Source organism: Moraxella sp. CTOTU46934, from assembly GCF_031979465.1.
Lineage (GTDB): Bacteria > Pseudomonadota > Gammaproteobacteria > Pseudomonadales > Moraxellaceae > Faucicola > Faucicola tetraodonis.
Genome location: NZ_DALZEG010000013.1, coordinates 1 through 12,114, shown reverse-complemented (window position 1 = coordinate 12,114; position 12,114 = coordinate 1). Strand labels below are relative to the sequence as shown.

At 42.8% G+C, this 12,114-nt stretch carries 12 protein-coding genes; 5 read left to right on the top strand and 7 right to left on the bottom strand.

Features of this window, described 5'->3' with window-relative positions:
• Positions 1-42 precede the first annotated feature (42 nt).
• Complete coding sequence (locus RTN07_RS09645; protein ID WP_312177719.1) at positions 43-609, top strand: DNA-3-methyladenine glycosylase I; 567 nt, start codon at positions 43-45, stop codon at positions 607-609.
• Positions 610-667: 58 nt separating this feature from the next.
• On the opposite strand, the gene RTN07_RS09640 is transcribed toward RTN07_RS09645, so the two are convergent.
• Positions 668-1,246, bottom strand: coding sequence for a BLUF domain-containing protein (locus tag RTN07_RS09640; protein ID WP_312177717.1), 579 nt, complete (start codon positions 1,244-1,246; stop codon positions 668-670).
• 100 nt (positions 1,247-1,346) lie between these two features.
• Positions 1,347-2,324 (bottom strand): EamA family transporter RarD, encoded by a 978-nt coding sequence (gene rarD, locus RTN07_RS09635; protein ID WP_312177715.1) that lies wholly within the window; start codon positions 2,322-2,324, stop codon positions 1,347-1,349.
• A gap of 174 nt (positions 2,325-2,498) precedes the next feature.
• Here rarD and RTN07_RS09630 point away from each other — a divergent pair, with 174 nt between their 5' ends.
• On the top strand, positions 2,499-2,966 hold the full coding sequence (locus tag RTN07_RS09630) for an Lrp/AsnC family transcriptional regulator (RefSeq protein WP_062331430.1): 468 nt from the start codon (positions 2,499-2,501) through the stop codon (positions 2,964-2,966).
• Positions 2,967-3,021: 55 nt separating this feature from the next.
• Here RTN07_RS09630 and RTN07_RS09625 read toward each other — a convergent pair whose 3' ends face one another.
• Both RTN07_RS09625 and RTN07_RS09620 read right to left on the bottom strand, forming a co-directional pair.
• Positions 3,022-3,489 carry a threonine/serine exporter family protein gene (locus tag RTN07_RS09625; protein ID WP_312177713.1) on the bottom strand — a complete coding sequence of 156 codons (468 nt, stop codon included), beginning with the start codon at positions 3,487-3,489 and terminating at the stop codon, positions 3,022-3,024.
• Positions 3,490-3,537: 48 nt separating this feature from the next.
• Complete coding sequence (locus tag RTN07_RS09620) at positions 3,538-4,425, bottom strand: threonine/serine exporter family protein (RefSeq protein ID WP_138017917.1); 888 nt, start codon at positions 4,423-4,425, stop codon at positions 3,538-3,540.
• A gap of 424 nt (positions 4,426-4,849) precedes the next feature.
• Here RTN07_RS09620 and RTN07_RS09615 point away from each other — a divergent pair, with 424 nt between their 5' ends.
• The gene (locus RTN07_RS09615; protein ID WP_312177711.1) at positions 4,850-7,243 is read left to right on the top strand and encodes a YgiQ family radical SAM protein; all 2,394 of its coding nucleotides are present in this window, start codon (positions 4,850-4,852) and stop codon (positions 7,241-7,243) included.
• An 8-nt stretch (positions 7,244-7,251) separates the two neighbouring features.
• Here RTN07_RS09615 and RTN07_RS09610 read toward each other — a convergent pair whose 3' ends face one another.
• Positions 7,252-7,929, bottom strand: a complete 678-nt coding sequence (locus RTN07_RS09610; RefSeq protein ID WP_312177710.1) for a RelA/SpoT domain-containing protein — start codon at positions 7,927-7,929, stop codon at positions 7,252-7,254.
• 8 nt (positions 7,930-7,937) lie between these two features.
• Positions 7,938-9,044 (bottom strand): ParA family protein, encoded by a 1,107-nt coding sequence (locus tag RTN07_RS09605; RefSeq protein WP_312177708.1) that lies wholly within the window; start codon positions 9,042-9,044, stop codon positions 7,938-7,940.
• A 277-nt stretch (positions 9,045-9,321) separates the two neighbouring features.
• Here RTN07_RS09605 and RTN07_RS09600 point away from each other — a divergent pair, with 277 nt between their 5' ends.
• Entirely contained in the window at positions 9,322-9,441 is a 120-nt protein-coding gene (locus RTN07_RS09600) for a DUF2905 family protein (RefSeq protein WP_138017915.1), read from the top strand.
• 113 nt (positions 9,442-9,554) lie between these two features.
• Complete coding sequence (locus RTN07_RS09595; RefSeq protein WP_312177707.1) at positions 9,555-11,204, top strand: vWA domain-containing protein; 1,650 nt, start codon at positions 9,555-9,557, stop codon at positions 11,202-11,204.
• Positions 11,205-11,276: 72 nt separating this feature from the next.
• On the opposite strand, the gene upp is transcribed toward RTN07_RS09595, so the two are convergent.
• On the bottom strand, positions 11,277-11,912 hold the full coding sequence (gene upp, locus RTN07_RS09590; protein WP_312177705.1) for a uracil phosphoribosyltransferase: 636 nt from the start codon (positions 11,910-11,912) through the stop codon (positions 11,277-11,279).
• Between the last annotated feature and the right edge of the window lie 202 nt (positions 11,913-12,114).

Genomic DNA, 12,114 nt, shown 5'->3' with positions numbered 1-12,114 from the left:
CAAGGCGGTTATAATAAAATTTTCAATACCATGAGACCTAGGATGAAAGCCTATAATCGCTGTGAATGGTGCGGCACAGACCCACTTTATCAAGCTTACCACGACAATGAATGGGGAAAGCCCAGTTATGATGACCGTCATCTATTTGCCATGTTATGTTTAGAAGGCATGCAAGCGGGACTCAGCTGGATTACCATACTCAAAAAACGCGAGCGTTATTACCAAGTATTTGCTGATTTTGACCCTGCAATTATCGCGCAGTTTGATGATGACATGGTCGATAGTCTGATGACCGATGCGGGCATTATTCGCCACCGCGGTAAAATCAAAGCCATCATCAACAATGCCAAATGCTATCTAAAAATCACCCAAACGCAAGCTTTTAGCGATTATCTTTGGAACTTGTCACCCAGCGGCTTGGCAAAAATACCACAGGATAATCACCCAAAAACCTTTGCTGATATCCCCACCAACACGCAATATTCAGATAACATGTCAAAAGTGCTTAAAAAAGACGGGTTTAAATTTGTGGGCTCGACGATTTGCTATGCGTTTATGCAAGCAGTCGGTATGGTGAATGACCATGTAGCGGCGTGTGATTTTCGGTAAGCAGGTTCAATAGTCAATAGCGGATAACCTATTTCTCGATGTTACAGATTTCTCGATGCTACAAACCCCAAAATAGGCTAAAACTAATCAAAATCAATACCAGTAAAATGCTTTGAACCAATAAAAAATGCTGATGCACTTTGAGCAATCCGCGCAGATTGACCCCATAATAACTGACATTTTTGAGAGAATAGCTTTGAAAATCCACCAAGCTACGACGATGATACTGTGACCGCATAACCTCAACAAACTTATCAGCCGCTGCCGCTGTTGACCCAGCTGGCAACACGGGTAAAAACCCATTGATAACATCTTCATGCGTTTCTGGGTTATTGATATTGACCATCAACATTTGCCAATCTTGAAACAGCCGTTGTTCAATCACCCCTTTAGACTTGAGCGTGACATCGCGGTTGCGCCCATCACGCTGAATGTTACTAAATAATTGCTCAATCGCTGATTTTTCGCCTTCAATGTACTGAAAAAAATAGCCATTACCAAAACACAAAAAACCGGTAATTTGATGGGCAAGGTTCTCACGCTGTGCCACCGTCATGATATCAGACAGCGTGCTAGGGGTTACGCCAGCTTTCAACGTCATACGGCTCACATAAGTTAGATAATGAATTTGCCCCAAGCAGCACCTCAGTCTTTATCGTTGTACAATTTTTGTTCAGCGCAATTTTAACAATTTCTTACATAATAATCCATCCATTAAATCAAGAATATTAACTTACCTAGTCACAAATAGCGGTTGAGTGGCTTTTTTTGGACGCTTGTATTGCATTTACGATCATCAGCAACACCCCTATCCAAATTAAAGCAAAACTGGCAATCATGGTACCATTGACAGCTTCATGCAGCACAAAAATGGACAATAAAAACATCAGCGCAGGTTCAAGATAACTGAGCATACCAAAGGTATTCATCGGCAACACCTGACTGGCTTTGAGATTGGTCTGCATGGCAAGCGCACTAATCATGCCAAGCCCAATCACTAACAGCCCCATTGTTATTGACCCTGTGACTATCGATACACTCGTGTTTTGCCATAATAAAAAACCTAGGGCAATCGGGGCAATCACTGACAAATCAACGAACAGTCCCATCAGCGCAGGCACCCCTTGCCAGCGGCGCAGTCCATAATAAATCGGATACGTCAAACACACCCATGCAGTCGCCCACGATACACTCCCCGCGAGCCAAAATTGCAATCCTACCCCTGCTGCCGCAGCGATAATCGCCGCCCACTGCAATCGATTTAAAGTTTCCTTAAACACCACACAGCCCATCAGTACCATCATCAAGGGAAACAAAAAATACCCCATTGCGGTATTGACCGCCTGTCCATTGATAGGCGCCCACATAAACAGCCACAGCTGACTTGCCAAAATCGGGGTCGGCAACAGCAATAAAACCCATTGTTGTTTGTTTAATCCCATCAAAAATGCTTTGAGCTGCCCAAAACTTTGCGTCATCGTCAACAACCCCACCAACCCAAACCACATCGCCACCATGCGCCACAAAAAAACTTGCGTGCCTGACAACGGCGCAAGCCAGTGACTATACAGATACAGCACGCCAAACAACACATTAGAAATCAATGCCAACACCACCCCAAAACGCAACTTTTTGGCAGCGGTAGCGGGCTGAGAATTTGTTGCCTTGGGCTGGACAACGATAGACGATGGTGATAAAACGCTGAAGACTGACATAATTGACCTTGTTATATTTTTGCTTTTGCGGTTAAATTGCCAAGCAGTATAACAATTATCTTTGGTAAATTATTTCAAAATCCCCCTATTTATGATAAATTAACATTAATATAAGATAAATTTGCTATATTTTTCTCAATTTTTCTTATTGTGTATTTTTAGAAGGAAATGGCTATGATTCATGAAATCGATGATATCGATAAACGTATTTTAAACTTGTTGCAAGAAGATGCGACGCTACCGCTTAAGAACATCGCCGAAAAAGTGCATGCATCGGTAGCGACCTGTCAGCGCCGTATCCAAATGATGACAGAGACTGGGGTGATTACTCGCCAAGTAGTGATTGTCAACCCCACCGAATTAGGCTTTGATTTAAGCGCGTTTGTGCTGATTGAAATGGAAAAACAAAATACCGCGCTGCAGCATGGCTTTGAGCGCTTGATGAACCGATTGCCCAACGTGATGAGTTGTTATGAAATCTCAGGGGATTATGACTTTTTACTATTGGTACATGCCAAAAATATGGCGGAATATCACCGTTTTACCCGTGATAATTTAACTTATGAAAACAATGTGCGACGCTTTAAAAGTCAATTTGTGATGAATTTTTCCAAGGTAGGCACTAAAATCCAGTTAGATTAGTTAGATTAATGCGCCATCAGACAATGGTCTCAAACAATGGGCTCAAACAATGGGCTCAAACAATGGGCTTAGTTCGATACCAAAATGACGTTGGCAACGAAATGCCAAACACCAACGCAGCGGTCACAAATATCGCATTGAAGCTAAAATCCATCATTTGGGTAAATACTTGTGGATTGTAGCCATAGTAGCCTAGCTGTACAAAGCTAATCATGGCTTTGTACGCGGTAATCCCCGGCATCATACACAGCATGGCAGGCACCAAAATCATCTTTGGGGTGAGTAAATATTTTTTTGCCAAATAAATTGCCACAAATGATGAAATACCCGCTGCCACAAATGTCGCTAGTATCAAATTGACTGACAGTTGTTTTAATAGCTCTCTAAGTCCGTAACCCAGCACCGTCAACAATAAGCATTGCCAAATATAGCGGCGCGGTACATTGACAAGCAGTGTCCAGCCAAGCGTCATCAAGCAAGCAAAAGTTGCTGCGCGTATCAAGGCAATCGCATCAACAGCCATTTTTCACCCTACCCAATATTGGCAATAAAATTTTATCAAACGCTTTCATCAACCCACCCCCCAGTGACTGATATTTAATAGTAGCAATGACAACACGATGCCGATACAGCTCGATAACGTCAAGATAATTACAAACATAAAGCGCCCGATACCGATGTTCATATAACCCTTTAGCATATCCGACAACGAATTTATCAAAGGAAAACTGGGAACCAACCAAAGCACACTTGATGCCATGGCAATATGCGGGTCGTTACCAATTCCCAATAACAGCGCGGTACTGGCAAAGATGGAGCCAAAACACGCCGCTATGAGCGCGGATATAAAGGGGTTAAAGTTGCGGTTACTCAGCCATAGCCGCAGCGAATACCCCATCATACTAGCAATAAAAGTCACCAAACACACCAGTATATCGCCCCCTGCCAAATACGCAAAGCAGGCACACGCCACACCGACCATCGGCGCGACCATCTTGGCAGGATAAGTGTCCCGATCAATCTCATCAAATCGGTAGGTTGCGTGCTCTAGGGTACTCGTCACCGGCATACTTTCCAAATCCAGTACAATTCGCTGAATTTGTACAATGATATTGACATTGATAGCATGGGTGGTTGACGCGCGCAAGGTGGTAATACAGCGGTTATTATAAATTGTGGTGATGGTCAAGCCATTATAGGCAATCCCACACTCCACGCTGGCCAACCCCAACGCTAACCCCAATCGGCGGCACAAATCTGTTACCGTTGCCGACTCTGCCCCATATTGCATTAGTAGCAGTCCACAGCGCACACACAGACGGGTGATTTGCTGCTGGTGTTCATACGCCATATACGGCAACCGCCGTCTAGGCTTCGGCTCTGTCGGGGGCGAAAGCTTAGTAGGCTCAGGTGTTAGCGGATCAAGCGCTTCTAGGGCATCAGCAAAGGTATCGGTCATAGCATCATTTTAATAACCTTGATATCTCATTTTAGCATTAAACTAGCATAAAATCAGGGTGAATCAGTATTGCTTTATTGATTAAAAAGTTGATTAAGAAAGCTGAATAAAAATGAGCAAAAAGTTGAAAACTACCCGTTATTTAAAAAAATTCTACCTACTTAACAAGCTGCGATTGGTTTATTTTGGTTTAAATAATAGGGTAATATTCAATACCTTCCATTACCCTCCATTTTAATCACCATCTAGCCATTTGACAGTCACTTTTTCCGTTAATTTTTACAAAAATACTGAATCGCTTTACCCTTTAATTAAACCCGACTAATTTAATCAGGTTTTTTTGTTATTTCGCCCTATAAACCCCCATCGCAAAATTGATTCATGATAAAATGAGCCATATTCATTTTATTTAATATCCAAGCCTATGTCCGCCGAAACTATTGCCAACAAAGCCTTTAAACAAGGCGCCAAAGCCTTATTTGACTATGACAAACACTGGGCAAGCTGCTTTGAGCCTGCGCCATTTTTGCCGATGAGCCGAGCCGAAATGGATGCCCTTGGTTGGGATGCCTGTGATGTCATTATCGTCTCAGGCGATGCCTACGTCGATCACCCAAGCTTTGGTATGGCAATCATCGGCAGGCTGTTAGAGTCGCAAGGCTTTCGCGTCGGTATCATCGCCCAGCCAGACTGGACGAGCAAAGACGCTTTTATGACACTCGGCAAACCGACCATCGCGTGGGGCGTCACCGCAGGCAATATGGACAGCATGATTAACCGCTACACCGCCGATAGACGCATTCGCAGTGACGATGCCTACTCGCCAGACAATGCCCCCGACAAACGCCCCGACCGTGCGGCTGTGGTATATAGCCAGCGCTGCCGTGAAACCTATCCCGATGTGCCCATTATTTTGGGCGGGATTGAAGGCTCGCTGCGCCGTATCGCCCATTATGATTATTGGTCAGACAAAGTGCGCCGTAGCATTTTGATGGATAGCCGCGCTGATATTTTGCTGTATGGCAATGCCGAGCGCGCGATTGTCGATGTTGTACACGCACTTGCCAAAGGTTACCGTTTTGAAGACCTTGCCAAAGTACGTGGCACCGCGTATCTGTCGACACAAACCAAAAAACATTGGCAACGCGACATGATAGAAGTCGCCAGTAACGACGTCGACACCGTTGGGCGCGTTGACCCGATTATCAATCCGTATGTGATGATGGAAGATGTGGGCGACTGTCACATCGAACAAGAAAAAACCCTTGAGAGTCAATACAAAGGGTTTGTGGCGGATAAAGTCGAGCACAAAGTGCTCAATGCTGATAAGGTCGCTGAAAGCCAAGACATCCAAGTGGTCAACCTCAAAGACCCCAATAAAAACGCCTTAAAACACAAACGCCCGTTGCCGCCCCGTGACAAAACCGTAATTCGCTTGCCCGACTTTGAGCAAGTCAAATCCGATCCCGTACTTTACGCCCATGCCAACCGCATTTTGCACCTAGAAACCAATCCGCATAACGCCCGCGCCTTGGTGCAGCGACATGGCGACATTGATGTATGGCTCAATCCGCCGCCGATTCCACTTACCATGGAAGAGATGGATTATATCTTTGATTTGCCGTATGCCCGTCTGCCCCATCCTAGCTACGGCAACGCAAGAATTCCTGCCTACGACATGATTAAATTATCAGTCAATATCATGCGCGGCTGTTTTGGCGGCTGTACCTTCTGCTCGATTACCGAACATGAAGGACGCATTATCCAAAACCGCTCAGAAGAGTCTATCTTGGGCGAAATCAAAAAAATCCGCGACACCGAGCCATCATTTACCGGGGTAATTTCTGACCTTGGCGGACCGACTGCCAACATGTACCGTCTGCATTGCAAAGACGATGCCATTGAAAAAAACTGCCGCAAACCTTCCTGCGTGTATCCCGATATTTGCGACAACTTACTCACCGACCACAGTCATCTCACCCAACTGTACCGTAAAGCTCGTGATATCAAAGGGGTAAAAAAAATCCTAATTGCGTCAGGCTTGCGCTATGATTTGGCGGTCAAAGACCCCGAATATGTCAAAGAATTGGTCACCCACCATGTCGGCGGTTATCTCAAAATCGCCCCCGAACATTCCGAAACCAATGTACTCTCCAAAATGATGAAACCGGGTATGGGGACGTACGATACTTTCAAGCAGATGTTCGACAAATACAGCCGTGAAGCAGGTAAAGAGCAATATTTGATTCCGTATTTTATTGCCGCGCACCCTGGCACCACCGACACGGACATGATGAACTTGGCGATTTGGCTCAAGCGCAATGGCTTTCGTGCCGACCAAGTACAAGCCTTTTACCCAAGCCCGATGGCAACTGCTACTACCATGTATCATACTGCCAAAGACCCGCTGCATAAAGTCACCCGTGACAGCGAAGGGGTGGAAATCGTCAAATCGGGCAAACAACGTAAACTCCACAAAGCGTATCTACGTTACCACGACCCAAAAAATTGGGCACTGCTGCGTCAATCGCTTAAAGACTTGGGGCGTGAAGATTTGATTGGGCATGGTAGTCAATGTTTGATACCGCCTTATAATCCAAAGCTTGAGGGCGAAGACGTTTACCAATCGGCGAGAAAGAAAAACAGCTCGGCAGGCGGCGATTCTGTCAAGCGTAGTGCTAAGGATAACACGGTTCAAAAATCGGGCAAGAAACCAACACCGACCAGTTTTGGCAAAAAACCGTCAAACCAAAAACAGCCGAAAAAAGGTAACTTCCAAACTCAGCATACAGGCTTACCACCGCGGAAGCAGAAGTAGTCTAAAAGCTATTCATGTTTAAAGGTTTCCATATGCGTTCTAAAAATGGAATCAGCTAATCTTGTACCTGTGGAAACAAGTTTTGATAAAACTCGTAGCTGCTCACGACAAGCTTTATTATCAGTTGGTGAAGGATAATTAATTGTATGATCTATTTCACCCCAGATTTCTTCAAATAAAGTTCTTACCTGAATTTCACAACAAATATTTGAATCAGACTTCGGTTTAACAACATAGTGTATACTTGTATAATATGAATCTTTAATTTTTGGTGTCAATTCTAAGCCTTCAAAGTACTGACGTGATTCAGGATCCCAAGAATAAGCAACGGGATTTTCATGATAAACCCAATCGCCATTCTCAATTTGTTTAGTAATTAAATTATGAATAGCTTCAAACTGGTCTTGATATAAATGCAAAACTCTAACGCCAGCCAAGTCTGTAACTCTTTCAAAAAGATTTTCAGGTGTTAGGGGGTTTTCCACATCCCATTTTCTCTGAATTTTTTCTTTCAAATGCTCAACGTTTTTAAGTCTATGTTTAACTGTGTGAATAATAGGATTTCCGTATTGGTTCAGAGTAGGTTCCAAAACGAAGGTATCAACTATACCGTTCATAAATCTTTCAAACAAATATTTTTCATTTATATAAGGTTGAACAATCTTCTCAATTAATTCTTTTTCCATTATTTAACCTAACCTAATAAATTTACTCGTTCTAACAAGTCTTGAGAAAAAGAGGTATAGTCAATTTTAGTTTGTCTATATTTAGGGCTTGATCCTCTTAAGGTATCTTTATGCTCTTCTTCGATTCTGCCACAATCTGGAACTTTCCACATTGGTAAATTGTAATGTTGAGCCATTGATGGAAAAGTATTATGAGTATACATTACTGACAAATGCCCAATGGGATTTCTAATTAATTCATTAGTGAGGTGCGAACGAATATCTTCACGTATATTTTCTATGATAACTTCTGGAATCTTATTAGCATAATTGAGATGTGCCTGTGCGAGTTGGAATATGTTTGTATTATTTTTATAAGGTTTAGCATTATAAATTGTATATCCTAGAAATTTAACGAAGTCTTTAGGGAAAAGTTCTCTTTTTTCATTAGATATTAATTTGTATACTATATCAAATTCATCTTTCCAAGCAGATAATGATCTACCTATATTTTTTATTCCATATAAACTGAATAAATCTGGAAGTGCTGGTATAAAAAAGCCATCAACTGTAGATATGATGACTTTATTTAAAGAGCCTAAACTTGGTGAAGTATCAATAATAACAAAATCATAATTATGAGTTGTTGAATAAGATTCAGCTAAATTTCTTATCTTAGTAATCGTCCTTATCGCAAGTGGTTCACCACGATATATATCAGTCCAACGACTTGCTACCTTTTCTTCGTATAAATGAAGCGTTAGACGACCAGGAATTATGTCAAGATTATTTGATAAATTCTGAGGAGGAGGTAACATTGAATGCTCTCCAGTTCCCTCCTCGGTAGGTTTTAATAAAAAATGTAGACTTCTAGGATTTGATAAAATGGAATTATAATCTTTTAAGGGAAGTTTAGTTTTTGATGACTCATAACCTTCATCAATAAAAATATCCTCTATAGCCCACAAATTATGAATATATTCCTGATCCAAAGCATAAATTGTTAAATTACATTGTGGGTCAGCATCGATCATTAGAACCTTGTATCCCATTTCTGCTAATGCATTTGCCACATGATAAGTAAGAGTTGTTTTTCCCACTCCACCTTTATTATTGAAAACCGATAAAATTTTCACTAACTCACCACCTTAAAGAGAATGTACTTGTGTAATTATATTAGACTTTAATTCTTTACTTAGCAAATTAACTTGCTTGAAAAAATTTACACCAACACCACAGCCCTACAACTAAAATTTGCTATTCCAACTTCCGTAAATCAATAGAATACAAGCCATTATAAAAACAAAAAGGTTCTGAGCATGGCAAAAATTTTTATTGGGATAGGGATTTTATTTCTCATCATTGGCTTAATTTATCTGTTTTTTCCCAAACGCCTTTAGCTGGTTTGGTCGTATGCCGGGGGACGTTAATTATCGCTCTGAAGGCGGCGGCTTTAGTTTTCATTTTCCCATCGTCACCATGATTATCGTGAGTATCATTCTCACTATTATTCTTAACCTATTTAATCGCTAACAGCGTGGTAACCACAGCCATTTCTAGCGGGTTTTATCGCAAAAAACTGCCTTTTTCATCAAAAAATGTCGTAAACTGTGATTACGCCAGCCACGATTGAAAAGGAGTTAGTCATGCAGCGCGACATTTTTAAGCCAACACTACTGAGCCTCGTCATCGCCCAAAGCTTATTGACGGCTTGTAGCCCCTCACCGTCAAATAGCCGTGATATGAGCCCTGCCACACCCGTTATTGCCCAACCAACGCCCGTAGTTGCTGCGCCTGCCATGATGATGGATGCAGCAGCAATGAGCAAGATGGCACGCTACTCACCTATCATGCCGGTGCTGCCGATACCACACAATAATAGCGAAAAATATCAACACCTTGCAGTCAACCCCATTCACCAAACCGCCACTGATGCCGTTGCCACTTTTAGTATCGATACCGACACGGGCAGCTACGCCAATGTGCGCCGTTTTCTCAACGACGGACAATTACCGCCCACTGATGCGGTGCGTATTGAAGAGCTTATCAACTATTTTAACTATGACTTTTCACAAGCCAAGCGCCTTGCCAACGCCCCTTTCTTAATAAGCACCGAAACAGTTGCCGCACCGTGGCGTACCGCCAATCGTATCATCAAAGTGGCTATCAAAGCAGATGACCCTATCCTCACCAAACAAAGCGTCTTACCCCCTGCAAACTTGGTATTTTTGGTGGATGTGTCAGGCTCGATGTCAGACAACGATAAATTACCACTAGTCAAATCTTCGCTAAAAATGCTCACCAAACAATTGAGGTCGCAAGATACCATCAGTATCGTGACCTATGCAGGGCGCACCCAAGTGACGCTTCCTGCCACCAAAGGCAGTGACACTGAAAAAATATTAGCCGCAATTGATAGTTTAGATGCCAGTGGCTCGACCAATGGCGAAGCGGCGATAAAGCTGGCTTATCAACAAGCAAAAATCCACTATAAAAAAGACGGCATCAACCGCATTTTGATGATGACCGATGGGGATTTTAATGTCGGTGTATCGGACGTCGATGAAATGCTAGATATTATCCGCCGTGAACGTGATAGCGGTGTGTCACTTTCCACGTTTGGCTTTGGTGAAGGCAATTTAAACGACCATATGATGGAACAAGTCGCAGATAACGGCAATGGTAACTATAGCTACATTGACAGCCTGTCTGAGGCCAAAAAAGCCTTGGTAGATGAAATGTCAGCGACCTTTAATACCGTAGCAAAAGACGTTAAAGTCCAAGTGGAATTCAATCCCCAGACGGTTAAAGAATGGCGGTTGATTGGTTATGAAAATCGTGTCCTTGCAAAAGAAGACTTTAACAACGATAAAGTAGACGCAGGTGAGCTAGGTGCAGGCAAATCCGTGGTTGCGCTGTTTGAAGTTACCCCTGTGGGGCAGCAAGGTTGGCTAGACGATAGCCGCTACCAAGCTTCCCCTATCAGTCACACCAGCAAAAATACTGAGCTGGGATTTTTAAAACTGCGCTATAAAGCGCCAAATAGCAACACATCAACGCTTTTGACACTGCCCATTACCAATACTACCCAACAGCCGAGCAGCGAACTGGCATTTGCGCTAAGTGTGGCAAGTTTTGGTGAAACCCTCAAGCAAAGCAAATACCTCGGTAATTGGCAACTAAACGATAGCAAGCGACTCGCCCAAGCCAATCTTGGCAACGACCCACAAGGTATTCGCCGCGAATTTATCAAGCTTATCGAGTTAGCCGATAGCTTACAACCCACCAAAAAATAGCCACTATACAACTGTCAATAAAAAAGCTAGATAAATCATCTAGCTTTTCTCCTACTTTTACTGTTTTGCACCTCAGTGCTGTTTTGTGCCAAAAATTTTATCCCCTGCATCCCCAAGACCTGGGATAATATACCCCTGTTCATTCAAATGACTATCGAGGGCTGCGGTAAAAATCTTCACATCGGGATGGGCATCATTCACCGCTTTCACCCCTTCAGGCGTTGCCACTAATACTAAGGCTTTAATATCTTTACAACCGTGTTTTTTCATCATATCAATCGTTGCTACCATACTACCGCCAGTCGCGAGCATAGGATCTAAAATCAACGCAGGACGCTCATCAATATCTTTGACCAACTTTTCAAAAAAAGGCACGGGCTCAAGGGTATCCTCATCACGTTGCAGTCCAACCATCGAGATTTTAGCCGTTGGAATAAGATCTAAAACCCCATCGAGCATTCCCAAACCTGCACGCAAGATAGGTACGACAGTAACGGTTTTACCTTTGATTTGAATGCCTTCTATTTGGTTACCTTCCCAGCCCTGAATGCTAATTGTTTCTATAGGAAAATCACGGCTTGCCTCATACGCCATCAAACGGGCAAGTTCTTTAGTCAAGCTACGAAACTTATAAGTGCTACTATCTGCCTCGCGCATCAAGGATAATTTATGCTTAACTAAGGGATGGTCAATAACGGTAATTTGCATGGTAACACTCGCTTTAAATTTCACACCAAAAATTTTCGCCTATTTTACCCAAAGTCTGCGATAAAAACATTAATTTTCTATTCTGAGTTTTTCTCTAAGTCTTTCAGGGACGTAAAAAAACACCCCCTTACTGGTGTAAGGGGGGTATTTGGAATAGGGAGCTGACGATGACCTACTCTCACATGGGCGAACCACACTACCA